The sequence below is a fragment of the Cyclobacterium sediminis genome, from assembly GCF_054781075.1.
Genome location: NZ_BAAGVC010000043.1, coordinates 238661 through 263239, shown reverse-complemented (window position 1 = coordinate 263239; position 24579 = coordinate 238661). Strand labels below are relative to the sequence as shown.

Annotated in this window: 20 protein-coding genes; 9 read left to right on the top strand and 11 right to left on the bottom strand. The window is 39.7% G+C overall.

Features of this window, described 5'->3' with window-relative positions; all coding sequences use genetic code 11:
• The first annotated feature begins 1 nt into the window (after position 1).
• The 8 genes from ACYVHJ_RS21720 to rodA all read left to right on the top strand — a co-directional run bounded on the left by ACYVHJ_RS21720 (position 2) and on the right by rodA (position 9103).
• Positions 2-955, top strand: a complete 954-nt coding sequence (locus ACYVHJ_RS21720; protein WP_460519202.1) for a glycosylase — start codon at positions 2-4, stop codon at positions 953-955.
• Between the two features lie 81 nt (positions 956-1036).
• The gene (purN, locus tag ACYVHJ_RS21715) at positions 1037-1594 is read left to right on the top strand and encodes a phosphoribosylglycinamide formyltransferase (protein ID WP_460519199.1); all 558 of its coding nucleotides are present in this window, start codon (positions 1037-1039) and stop codon (positions 1592-1594) included.
• Between the two features lie 134 nt (positions 1595-1728).
• The gene (gene purH / locus ACYVHJ_RS21710; protein WP_460519196.1) at positions 1729-3255 is read left to right on the top strand and encodes a bifunctional phosphoribosylaminoimidazolecarboxamide formyltransferase/inosine monophosphate cyclohydrolase; all 1527 of its coding nucleotides are present in this window, start codon (positions 1729-1731) and stop codon (positions 3253-3255) included.
• A 382-nt stretch (positions 3256-3637) separates the two neighbouring features.
• On the top strand, positions 3638-4666 hold the full coding sequence (locus ACYVHJ_RS21705; RefSeq protein WP_303615137.1) for a rod shape-determining protein: 1029 nt from the start codon (positions 3638-3640) through the stop codon (positions 4664-4666).
• Between the two features lie 7 nt (positions 4667-4673).
• Entirely contained in the window at positions 4674-5507 is an 834-nt protein-coding gene (gene mreC / locus ACYVHJ_RS21700) for a rod shape-determining protein MreC (RefSeq protein ID WP_339904812.1), read from the top strand.
• Positions 5504-6025, top strand: a complete 522-nt coding sequence (locus ACYVHJ_RS21695; RefSeq protein WP_339904813.1) for a rod shape-determining protein MreD — start codon at positions 5504-5506, stop codon at positions 6023-6025. Before mreC ends, ACYVHJ_RS21695 begins: the two co-directional genes overlap by 4 nt.
• Positions 6026-7828: a penicillin-binding protein 2 gene (gene mrdA, locus ACYVHJ_RS21690; protein ID WP_339904814.1), complete on the top strand. Its 1803-nt coding sequence runs from the start codon at positions 6026-6028 to the stop codon at positions 7826-7828.
• Complete coding sequence (gene rodA, locus ACYVHJ_RS21685) at positions 7829-9103, top strand: rod shape-determining protein RodA (RefSeq protein ID WP_339904816.1); 1275 nt, start codon at positions 7829-7831, stop codon at positions 9101-9103.
• Positions 9104-9297: 194 nt separating this feature from the next.
• Here the strand turns inward: rodA and ACYVHJ_RS21680 are convergent, their stop codons facing one another.
• From ACYVHJ_RS21680 to ACYVHJ_RS21670, 3 genes are read right to left on the bottom strand one after another with little or no spacing between them, the layout of a single operon-like run.
• The gene (locus ACYVHJ_RS21680; protein WP_460519190.1) at positions 9298-10044 is read right to left on the bottom strand and encodes an MIP/aquaporin family protein; all 747 of its coding nucleotides are present in this window, start codon (positions 10042-10044) and stop codon (positions 9298-9300) included.
• A gap of 2 nt (positions 10045-10046) precedes the next feature.
• The gene (gene glpK, locus ACYVHJ_RS21675) at positions 10047-11549 is read right to left on the bottom strand and encodes an FGGY family carbohydrate kinase (protein WP_460519187.1); all 1503 of its coding nucleotides are present in this window, start codon (positions 11547-11549) and stop codon (positions 10047-10049) included.
• A gap of 10 nt (positions 11550-11559) precedes the next feature.
• Positions 11560-13122, bottom strand: coding sequence for a glycerol-3-phosphate dehydrogenase/oxidase (locus ACYVHJ_RS21670; protein WP_460519184.1), 1563 nt, complete (start codon positions 13120-13122; stop codon positions 11560-11562).
• Positions 13123-13219: 97 nt separating this feature from the next.
• On the opposite strand from ACYVHJ_RS21670, the gene ACYVHJ_RS21665 reads away from it, so the two are divergent.
• Positions 13220-13981, top strand: coding sequence for a DeoR/GlpR family DNA-binding transcription regulator (locus ACYVHJ_RS21665; protein ID WP_339905208.1), 762 nt, complete (start codon positions 13220-13222; stop codon positions 13979-13981).
• Positions 13982-14019: 38 nt separating this feature from the next.
• Here ACYVHJ_RS21665 and ACYVHJ_RS21660 read toward each other — a convergent pair whose 3' ends face one another.
• The 8 genes from ACYVHJ_RS21660 to mdh all read right to left on the bottom strand — a co-directional run bounded on the left by ACYVHJ_RS21660 (position 14020) and on the right by mdh (position 24512).
• Positions 14020-14532 carry a hypothetical protein gene (locus ACYVHJ_RS21660; protein ID WP_460519180.1) on the bottom strand — a complete coding sequence of 171 codons (513 nt, stop codon included), beginning with the start codon at positions 14530-14532 and terminating at the stop codon, positions 14020-14022.
• 256 nt (positions 14533-14788) lie between these two features.
• Positions 14789-15472, bottom strand: a complete 684-nt coding sequence (locus ACYVHJ_RS21655; RefSeq protein WP_303615148.1) for an ABC transporter ATP-binding protein — start codon at positions 15470-15472, stop codon at positions 14789-14791.
• The gene (locus ACYVHJ_RS21650; protein ID WP_460519177.1) at positions 15473-16732 is read right to left on the bottom strand and encodes an ABC transporter permease; all 1260 of its coding nucleotides are present in this window, start codon (positions 16730-16732) and stop codon (positions 15473-15475) included. It abuts the gene before it with no gap.
• The gene (locus tag ACYVHJ_RS21645; protein ID WP_460519174.1) at positions 16732-17814 is read right to left on the bottom strand and encodes an efflux RND transporter periplasmic adaptor subunit; all 1083 of its coding nucleotides are present in this window, start codon (positions 17812-17814) and stop codon (positions 16732-16734) included. The genes ACYVHJ_RS21650 and ACYVHJ_RS21645 overlap by 1 nt, the downstream gene beginning before the upstream one ends.
• A gap of 317 nt (positions 17815-18131) precedes the next feature.
• Positions 18132-18863, bottom strand: coding sequence for an SDR family oxidoreductase (locus ACYVHJ_RS21640; RefSeq protein WP_460519171.1), 732 nt, complete (start codon positions 18861-18863; stop codon positions 18132-18134).
• Between the two features lie 166 nt (positions 18864-19029).
• The gene (locus ACYVHJ_RS21635) at positions 19030-20700 is read right to left on the bottom strand and encodes a mechanosensitive ion channel family protein (protein ID WP_460519168.1); all 1671 of its coding nucleotides are present in this window, start codon (positions 20698-20700) and stop codon (positions 19030-19032) included.
• Between the two features lie 55 nt (positions 20701-20755).
• Complete coding sequence (locus tag ACYVHJ_RS21630) at positions 20756-23377, bottom strand: hypothetical protein (protein ID WP_460519165.1); 2622 nt, start codon at positions 23375-23377, stop codon at positions 20756-20758.
• 196 nt (positions 23378-23573) lie between these two features.
• A complete protein-coding gene (gene mdh, locus ACYVHJ_RS21625; RefSeq protein ID WP_339905815.1) occupies positions 23574-24512 on the bottom strand; it encodes a malate dehydrogenase in 939 nt (312 codons plus the stop codon).
• Between the last annotated feature and the right edge of the window lie 67 nt (positions 24513-24579).

Genomic DNA, 24579 nt, shown 5'->3' with positions numbered 1-24579 from the left:
CATGAAAAACAACCTTCTTATTCTATTTCTAATCACTGTACCTTTTCTCTTTACTTCTTGTTCCGGAAAGAAAGAACAATCCAATACAGAGCCCGAGGCCATTACCGAAGACAAATCAAAACTTTTCCCTGACGAAATCACAAAATTCACACCCTTACCGGATAACCCTATTTTCACAGCTGCAAATGAAGATGACTGGGATAGTGGGATTAGAGAAAGGGGGTTCATTATGAAAGAAGAAGATGGTTATCATATGTGGTACACCGGCTTTGATAAATCTTATAAAGACAAAATGCTCAAATTAGGCTATGCTTTCTCAGAAGACGGCATTGAATGGACACGTTATAAAGACAATCCCATTTTTAGTGAAAGTTGGGTGGAAGACATGATGGTGTGGAAAGAGGATGGCATTTATTATATGTTTGCAGAAGGTAAAGGAGACATTGCCAAAATGCTAACCTCTACAGACCGGATCCACTGGGAAAACCAAGGTGACATTGATATAAGAAAGGTAGATGGGAATCCTATAAGTGACGGCCCCTACGGAACACCTACAGTATGGGTAGAAGATGGAGTATGGTATCTTTTTTACGAACGAGGAGATTTGGGTATTTGGCTGGCCACCTCTAAGGACAGAAAGGTGTGGACAAATGTTCAGGATGACCCAATCATTAAAATCGGTCCCGAAGCTTATGACAAGTATGGGGTAGCTGTAAATAAAGTAATCAAATATCAAGGCAACTATTACGCTTATTACCATGCCACATCATTGGAGGACTGGAGTGATTGGACCATGAATATGGCAGTTTCTCCGGACTTGAAGACTTGGACAAAATACTCAGAAAACCCGATCATGGGTGACAATAAATCCAGTGGCTTTCCTGTATATGATGGAGAAAAATTCAGGTTTTACACCATGCATCCTGAGGTAGTCATCCATTACCCTAGCAAATAACATTGATTTAAGTTCAGAATTAAGGAATAGAGATTGAACATTACTTTGTAATATTACAAAAAGGAATAAAACTATTGAACATTGAAAAACATTGCCATTCTCGCTTCCGGTAGCGGTTCAAATGCAGAGAAAATCATCAATCATTTTCAGGGCTCTACCAAAGCTCGCATTTCATTAATTGCCTCCAACAAGAAGGCAGCCTATGTGCTTGAAAGAGCGAAAAAGCATGGTGTACCCACACATACTTTCACCAAAGCGGAATTGGAAAGCGGTAAACTTACCGAAATCCTTATCAATCAACACATTGACTTTGTTGTACTTGCGGGCTTTCTGTTACAAATTCCCAAAGGTTTAATCAAAGCTTTCCCCAATCAAATCGTAAATATTCACCCTGCCTTATTGCCTAAATATGGAGGAAAAGGTATGTATGGAGACAATGTTCACAAGGCTGTAAAAGCTGCCGAAGAAAAAGAAACAGGGATTACGATTCACCTTGTCAATGAAAACTATGATGAGGGGAAAATTATCTTTCAAACGGCAGTAAAAATAGACAAAATAGATACCCCGGACCAAATTGCTGAAAAAGTCCATGTTTTGGAACATAAATACTATCCAAAAATCATTGAAAGTCTGATTTAATGCCTTGATTTTCCTAACTTTGTCACTTCATAAAGTTAAGTTCAAAAGTAAACACCAAACAATCCCCTTTTCTATCGATTTATTTAAAAATATAAATTTAGAGATAGAACTGAATATAAAAAATTACTATAGTAATGGCTGAAAAAAAAATACAATCTGCGCTTATCTCGGTATATTATAAGGACAACCTGGAACCGATCATTGAACAGTTAAAAAACCAGGGGGTAACCATCTATTCAACCGGTGGAACTCAAAAATTTATCGAAGACCAAGGTGCTGATGTTATCCCTGTTGAGGAGTTGACGGGCTACCCTTCCATATTTGGAGGCAGAGTAAAAACACTTCATCCTAAAGTTTTTGGAGGCATATTGCATAGAAGAGACAATGAAGGAGATATAGGGCAGGCCGAAGAATATGGTATTCCGGCTATTGACTTAGTAATAGTAGATCTTTACCCATTTGAAGAGACCGTAGCCTCAGGTGCATCTGAGGAAGACATCATTGAAAAGATAGACATTGGAGGCATAGCCTTAATCAGGGCAGCGGCCAAAAACTTCAAAGACGTAACCATCATAGCTTCCAAGGCCCAATATGGAGAGTTGGAAGAAAAACTAAAAAATCAAGATGGTGCACTTTCATTGGCAGACCGTAAGTATTTTGCTGCGCAGGCTTTTAAAGTTTCTTCCAACTATGACACGCATATATTTAACTATTTTAATCAGGAGGGAAATATTCCTGCATTAAAAATCAGTGAAGAATCTTCCAAAGATTTAAGGTATGGAGAAAATCCACATCAAGAAGCACGTTTCTATGGAGACATCAATGCATTATTTGACCAGTTAAATGGCAAAGAATTGTCCTTTAATAATTTGGTGGATGTGGATGCTTCTGTTTCCCTAATTGCTGAATTTCAAGACGAGACTGCTTTTGCCATCCTTAAGCATACCAATGCCTGTGGTGTTGCGCTAGGAGAAAGTGTAAAAGAAGCCTATGACAAAGCCTTTGCTGCCGACACGATTTCGGCCTTTGGTGGAGTGCTGATCACCAATAAAACGGTGGACTTACCAGCGGCTGAAGCCATGCACGGATTGTTTTTTGAAGTATTAATTGCTCCTGATTTTGACCAAGATGCTTTGGATTTGCTTAAAGGGAAGAAAAACAGAATCCTATTGAAGCAAAAAATGAATATCGCAGGGACAAAGCAAGTTAAAACATTATTGAATGGATTTGTGGAGCAGGACAAGGATCTGAAAACAGAATCCAAAGATCAATTTAAGGTCGTGACCAAGCTTTCTCCTACAGAGGCTGAAAAGGACGCTTTGGTATTTGCTTTAAAGATCTGTAAACATACCAAATCAAACACCATTATTCTAAGTAACCATGACCAGCTATTTTCTAGTGGTGTAGGCCAAACCAGTAGAGTAGATGCATTGAAACAAGCCATAGAAAAAGCCAAAGCTTTTGGTTTTGACCTCAAAGGAGCGGTAATGGCTTCTGATGCATTTTTCCCTTTTCCGGATTGTGTAGAAATCGCAGGAAATGAAGGGATCTCAGCCGTAGTACAGCCAGGAGGTTCTATCAAAGATAAGGACAGCATTGCATATTGTGATGCCCACGGGATGAGCATGGTGATGACAGGTGTCAGACATTTTAAACATTAATTGAGACGAATACGCTTGACTTGGGAAGTCAAGCGTATTATTTATTGGATTCAACTGGAAAATACAGTTTCTCAGTGTTTTTCCTTTTACATTGCCGGTATATTAGGTCCGGTCAATACCGAAGAAAAAACGAATTTAAAATAAGGCTTGAAAGCTCCTGAAATTAGCCTATATTAAGGCTGAGGGATGAAAGGAATCTGGAGGAGTAAGAAATGGCAGTATTCCCAGTTAATCATAGCATAACTATTGCTTATAATTCGTGATAAACCTGATCCTAACACCTCGCCGGAACCTGGAACTTAAGCCAGGTTCAGATATTTATTCGGATTTAATTGCGTTAAATTTAAAGTAACAATAATCATTTAATTTAGAACAGATCAAAATGGGATTATTCGACTTTTTCTCAAGTGACATCGCCATTGACTTAGGAACAGCCAATACGCTGATCATACATAAAGAAAAAATTATTGTGGATGAACCATCCATAATCGCTATAGATAAAACCACCAATAAAGTATTGGCGGTAGGTCGGGAGGCCATGAACATGCATGAAAAAACCCATGAAAACATCAAGACAATCCGTCCATTAAAAGACGGAGTGATCGCAGATTTTTATGCGGCGGAGCAAATGATACGGGGTTTAATTAAAATGATTCCGGGCCATAACAAAGGCATGTTCCCCCAGTCTCACAGGATGGTCATCTGTATTCCTTCCGGCATCACGGAGGTAGAAAAACGAGCCGTAAGGGATTCGGCAGAACATGCAGGTGGTAAGGAGGTTTATATGGTTTATGAACCTATAGCTGCTGCTATAGGTATCGGGATTGACATAGAAAAACCCATGGGATCCATGATCGTAGACATTGGTGGAGGTACAACTGAAATTGCCCTAATTGCACTTTCAGGGATAGTTGCAGACCAATCCATAAGGGTTGCAGGTGACACCTTTACAAAAGATATTCTAGATTATATGAGAAGGCAGCACAACCTGCTTATTGGAGAGAGATCTGCAGAAAAAGTGAAGATTGCGATTGGCTCGGCCTTAACTGAGCTTGATGATCCGCCGGAAGATTATGAAATCAGAGGTAGGGATTTGATGACAGGTATTCCAAAAGTGATTAAAGTTTCGTATTCTGAGATTGCTTTTGCCTTAGATAAGTCTGTATCTAAAATTGAGGAAGCTGTACTCAAAGCATTGGAGATCGCACCACCTGAGCTTTCTGCGGACATTTATGACAATGGTATCCACTTAACAGGAGGAGGAGCTTTGTTGAAAGGTTTGGATCGAAGGTTACATCAGAAAACCAAGCTGCCCATACACATAGCCGAGGATCCATTGAGAGCCGTGGTGAGGGGTACAGGAAACGCCTTGAAAAATATCAACCAATTCAGAACCGTTCTCATGACTTAAAAAGAAGATGCAACAAATCTTTCTATTTTTATATAGACTAAGGGCATTTATTCTTTTTCTGATTCTGGAATTACTGGCATTGGGGATTATTTTCACGCATAATTCACCACAGGGAGCAGTTTATTTTAATAGTAGCAATAAATTTACGGGGCGATTATTGTCTTCAAAAAACAATATTGTCTCTTATTTTACCCTTAATTCCACCAATAAAGCCTTGGCTGAAAAAAATGCCTCCTTGCTTAATCGGTTGGATAAGATGACTACCATTTCTGATTCCGCTTATTTCAATTTAGACAGCTCCTTTAGTAATCATTTCAACTTCTGGTCGGCTAGAGTAATTAATAATTCTATCAACCTAAGTCAAAATTATATCACGTTAAATAAAGGCAGTTTAGATGGTGTGGAGGAAGGCATGGGCGTTTTCAATGAACAAGGAATTGTTGGTCGGGTAAAAGGTACGAGCAGTCATTTTTCTTCTGTAATATCTCTGCTACACACTGACCTTCTGATTTCATCTAAAATAAAGAAGTCCGAAGTCTTTGGTTCTACAAAATGGGATGGGGTAAACTCCAATGAAGCAAAACTGCTATACGTACCCCGTCATGTAAAGGTGGAACCGGGACTGGAAATTGTGACTTCAGGATACAATGCAGTTTTCCCTGAAGGCTTGCCCATAGGTAAAGTGAAGGATGTTTCCCAAGGAAGCGAGACCAATTATCTAGATATTACGATTAGTTTAGGAGCAGACTTTAGTAAACTCAACTTCGTATATCTGGTGAAGAATGATCTCCGTGAAGAAATAGATAGTTTGGAAATGGAAATGGTGACCCCTAATCAATGACAACAGTTAAAATACTCAAGTATAGCTTAAGCTTTTTTATTTACTTTCTGGTCCAGGTATTTATCCTGAAGGATCTGGTCCTATTTGGTTATGCATTTAGCTTTTTATACGTATTTTTCCTTCTCAACCTGCCCCATGAAGTGCCCACAATCCCGTTATTGTTAATAGGTTTTTTCTTGGGCTTGCTAATCGATTTATTTTATGACAGTTTCGGAATTCATGCCGCTAGCACTGTGTTTCTGGCTTTTGTACGGAATACCTGGATTAAAGTGATCATGCCCACAGGAGGGTATGATGATAACGTCCCTCCTACTTTATTAAATATGGGAATAGGCTGGTACATTTTTTATAGTTTACCGCTAATCCTTATTCACCATTTTATATTTTTTTATATTGATAGTTTAGGAACACAATTGTACCTCCCGCTCGTTATAAGAGTATTGAGCAGTCTGGTTTTCACATTTCTATTGGGAACCATCGTTCAGGCAATATTTTACAAAAAAGAAAGGGTAGTATAAATGTACACAGGTAGGTCTTTAGTCGTTGCCATAACCATTGGGGTAATTGCCTTAATTTTATTGGGTAAATTATTTTTGATACAAGTAACGGATGATAGCTATCTAAGAAAAGCAGAACGAAATGCCATTCAGAGAGTAGTCGACCACCCTTACCGGGGCTTGGTGTATGACAGGAATAATTCTTTAATGGTATTCAATGATCCTGTATTTGATCTAATGGTTATCCCAAAAGATTTTAGCCTGAAAGACACCACCAGATTTTGTGAGTTATTTGAAATAGAAAAAGAAAGCTTAATAGAAAATTTCACTGCTGCAAAAAAATATTCCTGGGTTAAGCCATACCCATTAATCAAACAAATTTCTAAAGAGGATTTTGCCAAAGTTCAAGATTTTCTAATCGATTATAAAGGCCTGTTTGTAATGACCAGGTCTGTTCGTTCTTACCCGAGATCTTCAGCAGCAAATGTCCTGGGCTATATTGGAGAAATTAGTGGTTCTCAACTTTCCCGAGACAGTAGCAACTATTATGTCCAAGGTGATTATGTTGGTCACAGTGGAATCGAATCTTATTATGAACCCGAACTCCGTGGTAAGAAAGGCGTAAAATACAAATTGGTCAACGTAAGAGGAATAGAAAAAGGGGCCTTTAAAAATGGAGACCTAGACACCCTATCCCTACCAGGTGAGAACCTTCAGTCTACCATAGACTTAAACTTACAACTTTATGGTGAACACCTTATGGAAGGTAAACGTGGCTCAGTGGTGGCCATCGAGCCCAAGACCGGAGAGATTCTTTCCATCATTTCGGCCCCCTCTTATGACCCCAATGTACTTACCGGAGCAAAGTTTGGAGAAAACTATGAAGTTTTGAACAAAGACCCGGAAAAACCACTATTTAATCGGCCAATCATGGCCATGTACCCTCCGGGTTCAATATTTAAGATTGTACAATCCCTAATCGGCCTTCAAGAGGGAATCATTACGCCAAACACAACTTTTGCTTGTAACAAGGCATTGGTCAATTGCCACAATCACCCCTCTCCTGTAAACCTTTTTGGAGCCATCAGAAATTCGTGCAATCCCTATTACCATCAAGCATTTAGGCAGGTAATCAATCAGGAAGTTTCCTCCAACACCTATACGGATACGCAAATAGGATTGGACAAATGGAGAGAATCTGTGCTAAAATTTGGGTTGAGCAATCGACTTGGAATAGATACTCATGGTGAAAAATCAGGCTCAATCCCTTCAAGTGCCCTCTATGATAAAATTTATGGGAAAGGGCGTTGGAAATATTCAACCATTTACTCTTTGTCTATTGGGCAGGGTGAAATGTTGGTTACGCCACTTCAAATGGCAAATCTTGCAGCCATTTTTGCCAATAAGGGCTATTATTTTACGCCTCATTTAATTAAGGCCATCGACGATGATCCCTCCAGAATACCTGATAAGTTTAAAGAAAAAAGAGATTCCGGAATTGATGCCAAACATTTCGATTTAATACAGAATGCAATGGCCGAGGCGCTATATGGCACTGCTACCAGGGCCATAATGGAAGATATTGAAATCGCCGGAAAGACCGGGACAGCCCAAAACCCTGCAGGAGAAGACCATTCGGTTTTTATTGCTTTTGCTCCCAAAGATGATCCGAAAATTGCCATTTCAGTCTATGTGGAAAATGCAGGATGGGGAGGAAGAGCAGCGGCAAGTACTGCGAGCCTTTTGATAGAAAAGTACCTGACAGGGGAAATCAATAGACCGGAATTGGAGGAATATGTGCTAAAAGGAGATTTTATTTACTAAGTGAGACAGAAAGATACCAATTTACATAAAATAGACTGGGTAACCATTGGGCTATATTTTGCACTTGTTTTCATCGGCTGGCTAAATATCTATGCTGCAGTATATGATGAACAAAACGCCACATCCATTTTTGACTTTTCAATAAATTCAGGGAAACAATTGATTTGGATTGGGACGGCCGTTATATTGATCATTATCATTATGGTAGCAGACTACCGACTATTCCACAACCTTAGCCTGGTATTGTATGCTGTTTTTATCCTTATACTTTTGCTCACCCCTTTTATAGGTAAAGAGATCAATGGCCAAAGGGCTTGGTTTGAACTGGGGATTTTCAGGTTGCAGCCGGCAGAGTTTACCAAATTTGCCACAGCATTGGTTTTGGCCAAGTTAATGGAAAACCCAAGCTTTGATTTAAGCAAACTTAAAGATCAAATGAAAGCTGTAGGGCTGATCTTTCTTCCTATTGCGCTTATCCTACTTCAGCCTGATACAGGTACAGCCATGGTCTACAGTGCTTTTTTTATCATGCTCTATAGGGAAGGCATGCCTCAGAAGTACTATGTTATCGGCTTGGCTTTGGTGGGTTTGACAATTCTTACCCTCGCCATTGAAAACAATCTTTATCTATTTGGAAGCATTGCTGCCCTTATTCTCTTACTGATAATATTGAGTAAAAAGTCGTGGAAAAATGCTTTGGGATTTCTTCTATTAGGCTGCATCATGACTGCTTACGCATTAAGTCTGGACTATGTAGTAGAAAAGCTCCCTGATCATCAACAAAACAGAATCATGGTATTGTTTGATCCGGGTGTAGACCCTTTGGGTGTGGGTTGGAATGTTACTCAATCTAAAATCGCCATTGGTTCCGGAGGTTTATTTGGGAAGGGTTATCTGGAAGGCACACAGACAAAATTTGACTTTGTACCTGAACAGCATACAGACTTTATTTTCTGTACCTTGGGAGAGGAATTTGGATGGATAGGCAGCCTGGTTATGATTTCCTTATTTGTGGCTTTATTGCTTCGGCTCGTCTTTCTGGCAGAAAGACAGAAAACACGCTTTTCAAGGATTTATGGGTATTGTGTGGTCAGCTTATTGTTTTTCCACTTTACGATCAATATAGCCATGACCATCGGCCTATTTCCTGTAGTAGGTATTCCCCTTCCATTTTTCAGTTATGGCGGATCTTCTCTTTGGTCATTTACTATATTGCTATTTATCTTCATTAAGCTTGACTCCAATAGAATTCAAATACTTGGAAGGAGTTACTAGGGGTGAAGCTAAACTTTGACAGCCTTCCTTTGCAATTAAAGACCTTATTGGCAAAGTTAATGCAGCTGAATACATTTGCTCACTTTTGTATAAATGCATGCTATTTTGGCGGTACTGTTCTCCTTAAACAATACCGCCAAAATTATTCTCCACCTTGATTAGTCTGTTTTATCTAAGAAAGTTAAAAGCTTTTCCTAAGTAGCTGCAGTGTTTCCTAAGAGTAAAAAAAGCCCTCCTGCTAAAGCTGCACCAAGGAGAGGGCCTACAATAGGCACCCAACTGTAACTCCAATCGGAGCCACCTTTTCCCTTAATCGGCAGTAATTGATGCATGAACCTAGGCCCCAGGTCTCTGGCCGGGTTGATGGCATAACCAGTGGTACCACCTAAGGAAAGACCTATTACCCAAACTAAAAAGGCGACAGGCAAAGCGCCTATGGAACCCAAGCCAATGGGAGTGCCATTTCCATCATCTATAACCGGACCGGTGGAATAAAGAATAACAATAATAAGTACAAAAGTACCAACCACTTCAGAAATAAAGTTTGAAGACAAATTCCTAATAGCCGGAGCTGTGCCAAATGGAGCGAATTTTAACCCGGGGTCCTCAGTAATATCAAAATGATCCTTATATATCAAATAAGCCACTCCGGCCCCGAGCATTGCGCCCAAGACCTGGGCTAAAACATAGCCGGGAAGCAACTCCCAACCAAAATCACCTACAACTGCCAAAGCCAGGCTAACTGCAGGATTCAGGTGAGCTCCACTATGCGGTCCTGCCACTACCACACCAATAAAAACTCCTAAAGCCCAAGCTGTGGTAATGACTATCCATCCAGAATTTTGGCCTTTGGTTTGGTTTAATACTACATTGGCTACTACCCCTGACCCCATGGCCAATAGCAAAGCCGTTCCTATAAATTCAGCTATATAGACGTTCATATTTAATCATTTAGCCAGTTTAATGAACGTTCTACTGCTTTGTGCCAATAGTTTAAGGTCGGCTGCATGCTTGCAGCATCCTTTTTGGGTTCAAAAGATTCATCCGCTTTCCATAGACTCCTGATTTCATCCAAATCCGCCCAATAGCCAACAGCAAGCCCTGCCAGATAAGCCGCTCCCAATGCTGTGGTCTCGATGATTTCCGGCCGCTTAATCGAACATTGGTTAAGATCTGCTTGAAATTGCATTAAGAAATTATTGGCAGTGGCCCCGCCATCTACGCGCATTTCTCTGGTTTCTTCACCTGCATCTTTTTCCATGGCCTTCAATACATCATGCACTTGAAATGCAATGGCTTCTAACCCGGCCCTGGTCATATGTGCTTTAGTTGTTCCTCTGGTGATACCAAAAAATGCACCTCTGGCTTCCTGGTCCCAATAGGGTGCTCCCATCCCCGTTAAAGCAGGAACAAAATACACGCCTCCATTGTCTTCCAAACCTGAGGCCATTGCTTCACTGTCCTTGGCATCTTGAAACAAGGATAACCCATCTCTAAGCCACTGAATGCCTGCTCCACCAATAAATACGCTTCCTTCCAGGGCATAATTGACCTTGTCTCCTATTTGCCAAGCAACTGTTGTCAAAAGTTTGTTATTGGATTTTACAGGCTTATCTCCGGTATTCATTACCAAAAAGCAGCCGGTCCCATAGGTGGTCTTGGCCATGCCCGGATCTGTACAAAGCTGCCCAAAAAGAGCTGCCTGCTGGTCACCGGCTATGCCTGCGATAGGGATTTTTGCTGACAATAAATTTCCTGAAGTATGTCCATATACTTCACTGCTTGATTTAACTTCAGGCAAAATAGAAGCCGGAATATCCAAAAGATCAAGCAATTCCTGATCCCACTGTTTTTCGTGGATATTGAATAGCATGGTTCTGCTGGCATTGGTAATGTCTGTAATGTGCTCTTTTCCGGCAGTCATTTTCCAAACAAGCCAGCTGTCCACAGTACCGAAACACAGCTCTCCTTTTTCGGCTTTTTCCTTGGCGCCATCAACATTCTCAAGTATCCATTTGATCTTAGTCCCTGAAAAATAAGCATCGATTATCAAGCCCGTCTTGCTCTGAACCAAATCGGAATGACCTTCCTCTTTTAGTTTGTTACAATAAGCCGCTGTTCGCCGATCCTGCCATACAATGGCATTGAAAACAGGCTCTCCTGTCTCTCTGTCCCAAATAATGGTTGTTTCTCTTTGGTTGGTGATGCCGATGGCTGCCACTTGACTTGAGGTAATGTTGGCTTTGGTAATGGCTTCGGTGGCCACTGAGGCTTGCGAAGTCCATATCTCCTTAGGATCGTGTTCAACCCATCCGGTTTTCGGGAAAAATTGTTCAAAATCTTTTTGAGCGGAAGCTACGATCTGGCCTTCCTTGTTGAAAATTATGGCCCTTGAACTGGTCGTTCCCTGGTCCATGGCCATTAAGTATTGGTTATTTGGGTTCATTGAGTTTTAGCTATTTTATTAAGTACTTCTTGGCTAATTTATTAAATTCTTCCAACTCTTCAGTTATCCAAGCCTCATCTTTCTTAAGTTCTTTTGCCATAATCTCGGCTACTTTAGGTGCCATTTCCATGGAAGCTTTGGCATCAAGTAATAATATCCTACAACGTCTCGAGAGGAAATCTTCAATTTTCAGGGCCATTTCTTCCCTGACAGCCCACACCACTTCCGCGGCGGTATAAGGATAGGCTTCATGCAGGCGTTCCGCCAATTCAGGCCTTTGCTTTTGTAAATCCAAAACCAAAGCAGCATCTGCTCCATATAATTGCAAATGCCCCTCAATTTCTTCTTCACTATAGCCATGAAGATGCTTCTCTGCAGAGTTGCTTGCTAACTTTTGCAAACCATGATTTTTAAAATGAACATCTACGGTATCTTCACCCATCTTCCTAAAGGTAGTCCACTTGCCACCTGTGATGGTTATCAAGTTGCTTTTTGATACAATAACTTTGTGACTTCGGGAAATCTCCTTGGTTTTGGTACTGCCCTCTTTTGGGGCAGCGAGTGGTCTAAGACCTGCGAAAACGGAGAGCACATCAGATCGCTTTGGTGGTCTTACCAAATAGTTTTTGGCCGTATCCAATATAAAGGTAATTTCAGAAGCTAAAGGCCTTGGCTCCATCTTAGGCTTTTTCACCAAAGTATCGGTAGTTCCTACTACCAACTTCCCCTCCCAAGGCACAGCAAATAAAACCCTTCCATCAGAGGTCTCCGGAATCATCAAGGCATCTTCTCCTCCCAAAAATGAACTGTCTAATACCAAGTGTATACCTTGACTAGGTTGTATCATTTTAGGCGCCTCAGGATTGTCCATTTGTAGAATTTTGTCTGCAAATACTCCGGTGGCATTGACAACAGATTTAGCAGATATCCTGTAATTGGATTTACCAATTAAATCCCTGAATACCAAACCATTAATTCTCCCATCCTCTCCCTTGGTCAACTTATTGACCCTGGCATAATTAAGGATACAGCCTCCCATTTCAATACAAGTTTTTGCAATGGCCAAGGCTAGCCTTGCATCATCAAATTGACCATCATGGTACAAGATCCCGCCTTTTAAGCCTTTTTGTTTGATTTGAGGTAGCCTTTTAATCGTCTCTTCCTTAGAAACAAACATGGATTTCCCCAAGCGTAGACTACCGGCCATCCAATCGTAAATTTTAAGACCCACCCCATACTTCAGGCGGTCAAAATAGGAGTAAAGCGGGATTACAAAGGGTTGATTAATGGTTAGGTGTGGCGCATTATTCAATAAACGCCCGCGCTCCTTTAAGGCTTCTAATACCAAGCCCACTTCTCCTTGTGCCAAATAGCGTACCCCACCGTGCACCAATTTTGTACTTCTGCTGGAAGTCCCTTTAGCAAAATCTGATTTTTCTAGCAATAAGACTTTTAATCCTCTGGACAAAGCATCCAGTGCGACCCCTAAGCCGGAGGCTCCCCCTCCAATAATTACCAGGTCCCAACTTCCCTTTTCCTCTGTGATTCTCGATAAACTGTTTTCTCTATTCATTGCCGGCTATTTACTCCACTAAAGTAACACAAAGAGAAATAAAAAGAAACAAAAGGAAATCATTTTCGTATATTTGAACCTCATTATTTCTCGAATTATGATCATTGCTAAAAGACACAAATACATATTAGACAAGCTTAAGGAAGCAGGTTATGTAAGTGTTGCTGCTTTGAGTAGAGAAATGGATGTCACAATGGTGACAGTGAGGAAAGACCTTAGAATTTTAGAAGAAAAGGGCTTGCTTTTCAGAACCCATGGAAGTGCCACTCCGGTATCTCCTTATGTCAACGACAAACCTGTCACAGAAAAAAGGCTGGTTCAAGTAAGCCAAAAGAATGCCATTGCAAGTAAGGCAACTGAACTACTTGTTCAAGATGATGTGATAATCATCGGCTCCGGCACAACTGTTTTGGCCTTTGCCCAAACCATTCCAAGGACACTTTCTCTCACAGTGTTAACCGCGGCAATGAATGTAAGCATGGCATTAATGGATGTCCCTAAGGCTGAGGTTGTACAATTGGGCGGTGTGGTACGCAAGAGTAGCAGCTCAGTCGTGGGTCATTTTGCCGAAAACATGATAAAGGATTTTGCTTGCAGCAAACTATTTATCAGTGTAGATGGCATTGATCCTGAATTTGGCCTGACTACTTCCAATTTATTGGAAGCACATCTAAACAGCATTATGATTGCTTCAGCCCAAAAAACCATAGTTTTAGCAGACAGCAGCAAATTTGGTAAAAAAAGTTTTGGAAAGATTGCCAAGATTGAAGACATAGACACTTTAATCGTAGACAAGAATTTATCCACACATTATGTAGAGATGCTGGAAGAAAAAGGGGTTGAAGTCTTATTGGTATAGGTGATTCGCTTTCTAGGGAAAATAAACCTGGCTTATTTTTAGTTACTCACTTCAAAAACCTCAGTTCTTATGATCATCTCACTCAAATCAGAAAATTTAATATCAAAGGTGAAGGTTTGATTGATGGTACTATCAGGTTGCCCCAATAGTTGGAAATTAATACTTGAGCCAATATTTCCAAAAAGCACAATATCACTTTTTTGCTTGGTGATATACTCAGCTATCGTTTGGTTTCCATTTATTTTAAAGAGCTCATTCAATTGGTCCCCAGGCAAGAATTCATACCCTTGAGCATACACAGTTGATTCAGAGGTGATGACCATTGATGTAATTGCCTGTGTAGGTTCAGGTAAGCGGGGACTGCAAGCTATGGCTGCATTAATAAAGGAAAATCGAGGTTGAGCAATGGATGCCATGACTTCGGTATAATCCAGGTCAGCAATCCCAATTTGAATGGCGGCTAGATCGAAGTCAGTCGCTTTTGTTTCTATGAAACCAGTAGAAGTTAAGCTACCTACTAAGACATACAACTCGGTGATTTTGGACTCCATGGGACTAAAAGGTCCACAATCATCAACACACGAAAACGGAATATTTGTTAGAACAACAAGGCTTAGTAAAACTAAAAATCTTTTCATATGGTAAGGGGCAAAATCTAAAAACAGCCAAGAGAATAATTCAACTATCAATGTAGTAACATTTAACGGGTATAAAAACCAATAGGGATTTATATGCTTCTATATCTTTATTAATAGACCATAGATCGAACCATACAGGAGAAGACTACATTAAAGTCAAAAAATAAATTTACTCTTTCAAAAGCCTACCATCACCCAGTTCAATGATGCGTGATGTTTTGTGTGCAAAATCCATGTCATGAGTCACCACTAAAAGTGTTTTGTTGTAGGCTTCGGTAAGCTCTTTAAAAATATTGAACACAATATCTGCATTTTTACTATCCAGATTTCCGGTGGGCTCATCACACATGATAATTAAAGGATCATTGATCATGGCCCTGGCAATGGCTACTCGTTGCTTTTCCCCGCCCGATAGTTGATAGGCCATTTTATGGGCCAGTTTTTCAATCCCTAAATCTTTCAAAAATCCATAAGCATTGTGTTCCAGCTCTTCTTCACTTAATTTATCCAACTTAAACCCCGGCAACATTACATTCTTGAGGGCGGTAAATTCATTCAACAAATAATGAAATTGAAATACAAAGCCTATTTTCTCATTCCGTAAGGAAGCCAATTCCTTTTCTGATTTACCCCTAACACGTATTCCGTCTATTAGAAGTTCACCGGTAAAGTCAGTATCCATGGTGGAAAGAATATAGAGGAGCGTAGATTTTCCACTGCCTGATTTACCTATAATCGATGCGTACTCCCCTCTTGAAAGACTGAAGGAAACTTCTTTCAATACATCAACTTTTACTGGATTCAGAAAAGATTTGCTGATTGATTTGGCCTCTAAAATAATATTCTTTCCCATTTATTTCCCTCTAATAATGATTACAGGATCAACCTTACTTGCTTTTTTGGCAGGAAACCAGCCGGCCAAAAAGGTTGTCACCAAGGCGAATATTGCTGCTATGGAATAGTATTGTATGCCATAATCAATAGGATAGGTAGTTACCGCCGGCATGGTTGGAGAGTCAAATGGGATGGCATCTATGGTGATGGAAAGCAAGAAACCGAAAAGCACACCAACAAATCCTCCGACAATCCCAATACTCAGGCTGATTGAAATGAAAATCTTCTTCACATCAATACCGGCAAATCCTGTAGCTTTAAGTATGGCAATGGTATCCATTTTTTCATAAATGAGCATATTAAGAATATTATAAATACCAAATCCGGATACGATCAATAATGTAATCCCCACGGCATAGGAAATAATAGACCGCACTCCACTTCCTGTTTCAAACTGAGCATTGGCCGTTTGAATATCTTCTGCATCAATTTTGAAGAAATGTTCATACTCTCTGGCGATTGCCGGCGCTTGGTTTAAATCCTTTAGTTTTACTTGGATGTCGCTAATGTAATTATTGTTTTCACCGAGTATTTTTTGGGTAGTTGACAAGCTGGCGAAACTCTGTACCTTATCTATCTCCGAAATTCCGGACTGGAAAAAGCCAATAACTTTTAAGGAAAACTGCTCGCCCTCTGTGCTGGTGACGGTGACCATATCACCTACCTTAGCCCGCATGGTATTGGCAGCTCCTTGACCCAATATTATGCTATTGCTGACATTATTGAGGTCCAAAGAATTTCCTCCAAGGATATAGTCATTGAAGGAGAAATAAGCTGCTTCCTTCTCAGGGTTTATCCCGTTTATAATTCCATTAAGATCTATATTGCCTAAATTATAAAAAACTTGAGCAGTAACTTTAGGTGCCACTCCCAATACCCTGCCATCATTAGAAAGCTTATCGATTATCTGCGGAGCATTGTATATTTCTTTTCGTGTATTGGTAGGTTTAACAGATTGAATAAAGTTATAATGATCCTTGAAATCTTCGCTTAATTCAATGGGTTGCACCTTGGAAGGAAGTATATCATTATAAAGCCTTACATGAGGTGTCCTATTCAAGACTATCCCGTCTAAAAGTTGGTTTAAACCCTCCATAAAACCCAATAGAGAGATAAAAAAAGCAATGCTAAAAGTAACACCCACAGCAGCAACAAGTGTTTGCTTCCATCTGGCTCGCATCAAGGCCCCGGAAATCTCTGTGATGTGTTTAACCTTCATTATTCCGGCAGTTCTATCCTTGTATTACTATCGATACCATCTTTAATTTCTACCAAATCGTAATCCATCAATCCAGTTTCAACTGATTGGAGCTCTCCGCCTTCCAGAATTACTGAAGAATCATTGCGTAAATAATTTCTTGGGATGGTTAAAACCTCTTCTTTGGTTTGGATTAAAATACTGGCCTCAACTGTCAGGTTGGGGAAAAGTTGGGCAGGCCTTTTGGTAAACTTCGCCTCTGCCTGAAAGGACCTTGTACGTGAATTCATCATTGGGTCAATGGCAACAATCTCAGCTTCGAAAACTTGAGACTGGTAACTGTCCATTCTAATAAAAACCCGCTGACCTTTATTCACTTTTACTCTATCCAATTCATCAATATTCAGTTCAATTAAAAAATCCGCACTCCCAATCACAGCCGCTGCCTCTGAACCATTGATTAGATCCCCCTCTTCTCTATTTACCTTGTAAACCAGTCCATCTACCTCACTCTTAATGACATAATCGTTTTCCAATAATTTCGCGATCTCCAAATTGTTTTTGCTTTGTTCGGACTGTAGTTCAAGTTGTCTCTTTACCTCCTCATAATTGGTGCGGGCAGTGGCCAAATTTAGTTGTGCATTTTCATAGTCCAATTGCCTTTTTTCCAAAGTGACTTTAGTGCCTATACTTTTGCCCCAAAGCTTTCTTTGCCGCAGGTACAATAAGGAATCATTGGTCAATTTCTTTTTGGCCAAGTCTATGCCCTTTTTCGCATCAAGCAATTTATTTTCGTTTACCGAAAAATCAGCGGCTACCGAGGCGAGCCTCGCATTTTCAGTAGCTATTTTTAAATTTTTATTGTCCAATTGAAAAATTGGATCTCCCTTTTTAACCAATGAACCTTCTTCTACAAATACTTTTTCAATAGGGCCATTTACCTTTCCTTGGACTTCGTATTGGTTTTCACTTTTTATAGTTCCTGAGGCATATACACTTTCCGTGATGTTTTTCACTTCAGGCCTAATGACATCACTTTTATTGCTGCAGGAAAAAAAGGAGGAAACAATCAACAGCAATACAACTAGCGTACAATTATTCATTCATCTGTTTTTTTGTTCAATTTACTTCTCACTTTAATAGGCAAATAAAGGCAAAAGTGAAATTTTGAATGGAGGCCAAATCCAGGCTATGCAGGCTTTAATTAACGCCATTTTATAGACTTTCCTATTGATTTAGTAAGTATAGGCAAAAGAAATATTATAATCAACCCATTTAAATGGAGATAATAATTCACTCAGGCCCAATAGAAATGGAAGGATAGCATCCCTAACCAAATAGTACTATCAACATAGATGAAGGAACGTTCGACCGGCTTACAAAAAATTTGATAAGGAACAAATTACCTTAATTGGGAATCTTAAGGTTTGCCTGTCGGTTTGATCAATAATTCATTGACATTCACTGTGGCAGGTTGATTTAAGACATATAACACAGCCTGAGCAATGTCTTCCGGTTGAAGCTTGGCTTCCTCTCCTCCATAATCTTTGTCCTCCAGCAATTCTTTGTCAGTAATATCATCCCTGAGATTGGTATCTACTGTTCCCGGCTCGATGGAAGCCACTCGAATATTAAATTCCGGAGACAACTCCATGCGCATAGCCCTTGACAAGGCAATTAGTGCCGCTTTAGACGCCCCGTAAACAGCTCCTCCTTGATACAACTCTTTACCGTCTACAGAGGTAATGTTTATTATATGCCCGGACTTTTGACGCTTCATATCCGGCAATACTTCATAAGTACAACGAAGCACTCCCTTCACATTTACATCTATGGTCTGCAACCATTCCTCAAGGTGCCTGTTCTTCATATAACTCAGTGGCATTACACCGGCAGCATTTACAAGGATATCAATACGACTGTATTTGTCCCTGATTTTCTTAAAAGCCTGGGACACACTTTGGCTGTCACTTACATCCATTTCCACCGCCATGCTTTCATGAGGCAATTTTGATTGGATGTCTTTTAACTTTTCAATGCTTCTACTTGCCAAAATGACCGTACATTCATGTTCGGAAAGCGTGGTAGCTATTGCTTTGCCAATACCACTACTGGCACCTGTAATTACTGCAACCTTGTTTTCAAATTCCATAATAGTTGGATTTAGCTAAAAATTAATTTGGAATAATCGGTTCAAAAATCAAACCATTCTCCCTAATAGGAAACTAAATCTACAGAATTAGAAGCTTTTACCTTAAGGTAGTCCACAAGAAACACTCTTTCATAAGGCGAAAGTAAAGAGCGCAGTATCAACCCTTTTATCCATTCTTTTTATCTTCTCCCTTTTCTGTATGGATAAAAGCATCCAAACGTTTTTGATAGGCAGCCTTATCATCTTCATAAACAGGCATCAGCCCCTTTTTCTCAGGAAAGGTTTCCATATGTAATGTTTGCGTTGGAAAAGCAAACCTAACCCCTAATTCATTGGCAAGTCGAATCGCTGATAGAATCAAATCCTCTCTTGCCTTTAGTTCTTCCGGCCAAGTAGGCACCTTAAAAAAGACATAGAACATAATGTCCAAACTATAAGCTGAAAGATTGTTCAAATAAATATTGTAATAGTCTTTTCTAGTTTTAGGGTGATTTTGAACAATCTTACGTAAGCCACTTAAATAAACTTCAATCAACTCCGGGGGAGTATCATAGGTAATGGTAATATTGGTATAAAATCTCCGGTATTTTCTCAGTCCGTGGTTGTCTACGGTGGCATCAGCAATTTTACCATTGGGAATGTAGACCAGGGAGTTTCTAAAAGTCCTAACCCTGGTGGATCGAAAGCCTACTTCTTCTACTGTTCCGTCTACTTCCCCGCTAGTAATCCAATCACCTACCTGAAATGGTTTGTCGATAAAAATCATAACGGAGCCAAAGAAATTTTTAATGGTATCCTGTGCGGCCAAAGCAAAGGCAAGACCACCAATTGACAACCCGGTAAGGAAAGGTACAATATCAATCCGTAAACCATATTTCAATATAAACAGAGAACCAATGACAATAACAAATGCCTTAAGGGTTTTTCTTACTAATGGCACCAACTGGTCATCAAGGGTAGAAGTTGTCTTATCAGCCATCCTAGCCATATACGCTGATAGTACATTGACCAACTTATAAAAGATGACCGTAACGATAAAAGGTTCTGCAGCATTCAGGAGTATGGTAACCCAAGACGCAACACTTATAGGTAGTTGTAAAACCCGAATAAATATTGCCAATAGCAAAATAATAATATAAATACTGATTATTCTTGCCACCGGCAGCAAGTACTGCTTGGCAATTTGCCCATAACCTGATTTGATAAGAAAGTAATAAAAAAGCCGATCAATCAGCAACGTGAAAAGTTTATGGCTTGTAAATACCATCAACAATAGAAAGAAAATGCCTATCAATTGCCATAGGTATAGCCCAAAATAATGTTGATTGCCTAACCTAGGCAGTATTTCCAGTAATTTGGCCGTACCCATCGGGTAGGTTTCCTGGTGTAAGGCTTTGATGTTTTTTACCGTCGCGGAAGAAAATTTCCAGCGGTTGCCAACTTTTACCAAATAAACCGAAGGGAGTAATAACTCATCAAACACATACACTTGTTGCCCATTTCTCAGCGAATCTCTGTACTCAGCGGAATTAGGGACAGTATTCATCCGCACATAAACACCTTTACCATCAAAAATCTGCTTTAACTTAACTGCCAAAGCTGCTGCATCTTGCCCTTCGCTCCCCTCCATGTCCAATGCCTTAGCTGCGATTTCCGGATTAAAATTGGGCTCATTCAGGTTATAGAAAAAAGTATAGGTGGTATGATAGGGAGAACTGAAATTATTATGATCTGTGGTATCTTGTAGCACCAGAGAACCGGAATTGAATACTTGTGCTTGCAAGGATGATACAAAGCCTAAAAAAATAAAAAAGAAAATTCCTATTATATTTCGCATGCAATTATTCATTGTTAAAATTCACTCTTTAATAAAACCAATCTTTGGTCTGTATTTATAATGGTATTTTGTATTCGTAAAGTTTATCTCCATAAAGGGTCACCAATGTATAGGCATTATCGCTTCCAGAAAAGTGAATCCAAAGGCTTTGGCTAACGCTTATTGGCTTTTGGTTTATCAAATTACCTTTGGCATTATAAAGATAGGCGAATTCTTGAACCTTATCTAAAACGGCAAAAATCTCATTCCCTTCTCCAAAAGAAAAATATTTATACTCCAAATCGTTTGATGGAATGCTCATTTCAAACAATTGTTCTTCATTTGGCCGTAGTACCTTAAGTTTGTTATATTCCTCTACTACCCATACATATTCGCTTTTACTCTGATCGTTCACTAGGCTAAACTTAGTATCGGTATCAGGACGAAGCAGTTGGTTCCTATAGGTAATTTCCCCTTTAAAATTTAGCTTTAGCACCTCCCCTACCTCATTTATGGTGACAAGTTTAGAAAGCTCATTATTACTTCCTTCTTCAATGGCGTATCCAGTATTTACACCGTTTCCAAGGAGAATTCCTCCTCCTACCCTCAGCTCTCCTCTGCGATTGTAAAGGTTTAGCTTGCCATTGGTATGAAGGCTGATCATAAAATCTCCCAAACCGGCTTCCCTATGGTGGCTTGGCAAATAACTTAGCGGCCCACTATTGTGGTCATTGGGGTTCCAGCCATCCAATACATTGCCTTTCTTGTCAAATAAAAACAAGTCTCCATCCTCAGTGGCTACAAAAAATCTGTAATTTCTGTTATTGTCATAATCCAATACGTTCAAATGCGCTATTTCTTTATCTGCTTCTACAGGGAAAGGGTATCCCGGCAACAAATTCCCATACCTATCCAAAGCATAAACAAAGTCTTTGGTTGCAAAAACCAATTGGAGCTTACCATTTTTATAATAATCTATTTGATGTACTTCTCCCACGATTGCTCCCGGAATTTGTTGAGCGAAGACCTTCTCTCCTTCCTCACTAATCAAATGGATAAAATGATCCTCATCCTGAACCAAGAAATCAGTGCTTTTGTCATTAAAGTTCCGGATACCGGAAGGTCCATATATCAATTGCTTTCCAAAGTCGGTACTATTTGATTCGGAAAGGACCAGTTGTTTGTTGGCATCGGCTTCTCCCAAATCAATATTTAACTTAATGGCTGCATTACCTTCTTTAAAAATGGAAATATTCCACCAGTCGAAAGAACGAAATACAGGTTCATATTTCTGAAAAACAGGGCTCCAAGATGGGTCGCTATTGCTAATTAAAATAGGATAAAATCGGTCATTGTTAACAATTATTCGGACAGGAGATCCGTTGTTTTGATCCTTTAAAATGTCCTTATAGGCCAGGGACTTGCCCCAAGTATTGTCATTATAATGATCTTCCAGAAGATTTTTCACCGTTTTCAGACTATTGCCAATTATCAGGTGATTGCCCGTCATGGAAATATAGCTCCTGGAAAAACCGGTGAAATTACCTTCAAAGATATGGGCCGGAAATTCTTCTATATCAAGCATAAATATTTCCTTCCCCATAAAATATTCTTTGAAGAGTTTAGTACTATCGTTCTGGCTCACTTCTAAGGCGAATTTCTCTAAATTTTGGTACCTGCGCTCAGTATTTTCAGGGTTAAGCAAAAGGATTTGATTCGGATTTTTATTAAAAAGATTCTCCTCAAGCACCATGGTTGCTTCTCCACCCAACCCATTGATAAAATTACCTATTTCTTCACTTTCTTCCAGTGTGGTGGCAACCAGAGGCCTTGGATTGAAGGCCCTGTTTGGCACTTGTTTGAACCCATTAAAATTGGGAAATAAATACTGCGTAATCCATGCCGCCCTATTGCTAATAACCGGAGCAAAGGACATCCCACTAGGGGTATCTCCTATGGTTCCTATTGTACCGGATTTTCCTTCGGTAAAAAATTGACCATTAAAAGTTATGGATGAATCCCTAAAGGAAGGAATTAAATTTGCAGACAAATTATTTTCTCTCAATTTTTGCAACAATAATTCTGCATTGTTGGCAGTCAATTCGTTCACCAGAGCTGCAAAACCTTCTCCAGAAAGTCTCAATACTCCTTGAGAATTCAGTGGTTTGGAGGGTTGAAACAAGTGCGGATAGGATTGCTTGAAGTTTTTCAACTCGAGGGATTTGGCATACCTTATGCCATCTTCCACCAAAAACGATGTATGGCTTCCCATCAGTACGTTCTCATAAAGAGCGAACGTAAAAGCTTTCGATTCCGTATCAGATTGTATTTCGTAAAGCTCTACTCCGCTATAAAACCTCTTTTTCAAACCATTTCCTCCATGATTTGTGCCAGGCTTTAGTTTTTCAATAAATTCTAAAAACTGCTCATTGTTAAATGCTATGGCAATTAAAAAACCAAAGGCACCCTTGCCTGTGGGATGTAAAGAAAGCCTAAACCGCTGTCCCTTTAAGTATTTGTCCAGGTTTCCATTTTTACCGGTGACACTATCTAGCAAAATCAGTTGAGACTCCACCATTGCCAAGGCAGGGATATTGTGAAGTTTTTCCCAAACAGGCTGGTTGACCAGGTTGTTCCAATAGCCTACCGGATCATTTGTTTCAAAAACAAAAATGGCATTTGGTGGAATGACTTCCATACCATTTAATTTGGAGTCAAAAAAATCGCTCTTTACCAGCAAAAAGCCGAGAAATCCAAACACCAAAATTAATAAAATTACCAGCAGATTTTTCAATAGGCTATTGTCTTCGAATGTTTATCAACTACTATCAAAACAACAAAAAAATCCCAACTATTCAAAGTTGGGATTTTCATAAAAAAGGTTAATTATTCAATTATTTGTTACCGATTTTATCCAAAACCGACATCACTTCTTTCACATGATTTCTAGAAACTTCTAATAATGCTTTTTCATCATCATTCAAGTCCAATTCAATCACTTTCTCAATACCATTTTTACCAAGGATTACCGGCACCCCTAGGTAACAGTCATCAATTCCATATTCTCCTTCAAGCTTAACACATACAGGGAATACTCTTTTTTGATTTTTCACAATCGCTTCTACCATTTGGGCAGCAGCCGATCCCGGAGCATACCATGCAGAGGTACCCATCAATTTCACAAGTTCTCCTCCTCCGGATTTTGTTCTAGCGATGATTGCGTCTAAAGTATCCTTATCGATCAATTCAGTAACAGGGATACCTGCAACAGTAGTGTATCGAGGCAATGGCACCATGGTATCTCCATGTCCACCCATCAATATCGCTTGGATTTCTTTAGGAGAAATATCAAGCGCCTCAGCCAAGAAAGCCCTGTATCTTGCTGTATCAAGGATTCCAGCCATACCAATCACTCTTGTTCTAGGTAATTTAGATACGATATGCGCTTGGTAAGTCATTACATCCAATGGATTGGAAACAATGATGATAATGGCATCCGGAGAATGTTTAATCACATTTTCTGTAACCATTTTCACGATTCCTGCATTGGTTTCGATCAAATCATCTCTGGTCATGCCCGGCTTACGCGGTAAGCCTGAAGTAATCACCACCACATCAGATCCGGCAGTTTTAGAATAATCATTGGTACTCCCGACAGTCCTGCTATCATAAGCATTGATAGGGGCTTTTTGCCAGATGTCTAAAGCTTTGCCTTCAGCCACACCTTCTTTGATGTCTACTAAGACAATTTCCTCTGCTATTTCTCGGTAAGCCAATACATCAGCACATGTGGCACCAACATTTCCGGCTCCGACTACGGTTACTTTTGTCATCTTTTATAATCGATTTAGATTAATGTTTTATCAAAATTTGCGCTAAGATATTAAAGAATGTGCTTTA

Coding starts and splice junctions, on each gene's coding strand:
- glpK (WP_460519187.1), bottom strand. CDS start 11,549: ATGAACCCAAATAACCAATACTTAATGGCCATGGACCAGGGAACGACC.
- ACYVHJ_RS21650 (WP_460519177.1), bottom strand. CDS start 16,732: ATGAAGGTTAAACACATCACAGAGATTTCCGGGGCCTTGATGCGAGCC.
- ACYVHJ_RS21645 (WP_460519174.1), bottom strand. CDS start 17,814: ATGAATAATTGTACGCTAGTTGTATTGCTGTTGATTGTTTCCTCCTTT.
- ACYVHJ_RS21630 (WP_460519165.1), bottom strand. CDS start 23,377: ATGGAAGTCATTCCACCAAATGCCATTTTTGTTTTTGAAACAAATGAT.
- ACYVHJ_RS21640 (WP_460519171.1), bottom strand. CDS start 18,863: ATGGAATTTGAAAACAAGGTTGCAGTAATTACAGGTGCCAGTAGTGGT.
- ACYVHJ_RS21635 (WP_460519168.1), bottom strand. CDS start 20,700: ATGCGAAATATAATAGGAATTTTCTTTTTTATTTTTTTAGGCTTTGTA.
- ACYVHJ_RS21665 (WP_339905208.1), top strand. CDS start 13,220: ATGATCATTGCTAAAAGACACAAATACATATTAGACAAGCTTAAGGAA.
- ACYVHJ_RS21655 (WP_303615148.1), bottom strand. CDS start 15,472: ATGGGAAAGAATATTATTTTAGAGGCCAAATCAATCAGCAAATCTTTT.
- ACYVHJ_RS21695 (WP_339904813.1), top strand. CDS start 5,504: ATGACAACAGTTAAAATACTCAAGTATAGCTTAAGCTTTTTTATTTAC.
- ACYVHJ_RS21670 (WP_460519184.1), bottom strand. CDS start 13,122: ATGAATAGAGAAAACAGTTTATCGAGAATCACAGAGGAAAAGGGAAGT.
- mrdA (WP_339904814.1), top strand. CDS start 6,026: ATGTACACAGGTAGGTCTTTAGTCGTTGCCATAACCATTGGGGTAATT.
- purH (WP_460519196.1), top strand. CDS start 1,729: ATGGCTGAAAAAAAAATACAATCTGCGCTTATCTCGGTATATTATAAG.
- mdh (WP_339905815.1), bottom strand. CDS start 24,512: ATGACAAAAGTAACCGTAGTCGGAGCCGGAAATGTTGGTGCCACATGT.
- ACYVHJ_RS21705 (WP_303615137.1), top strand. CDS start 3,638: ATGGGATTATTCGACTTTTTCTCAAGTGACATCGCCATTGACTTAGGA.
- ACYVHJ_RS21720 (WP_460519202.1), top strand. CDS start 2: ATGAAAAACAACCTTCTTATTCTATTTCTAATCACTGTACCTTTTCTC.
- ACYVHJ_RS21660 (WP_460519180.1), bottom strand. CDS start 14,532: ATGGAGTCCAAAATCACCGAGTTGTATGTCTTAGTAGGTAGCTTAACT.
- ACYVHJ_RS21680 (WP_460519190.1), bottom strand. CDS start 10,044: ATGAACGTCTATATAGCTGAATTTATAGGAACGGCTTTGCTATTGGCC.
- mreC (WP_339904812.1), top strand. CDS start 4,674: ATGCAACAAATCTTTCTATTTTTATATAGACTAAGGGCATTTATTCTT.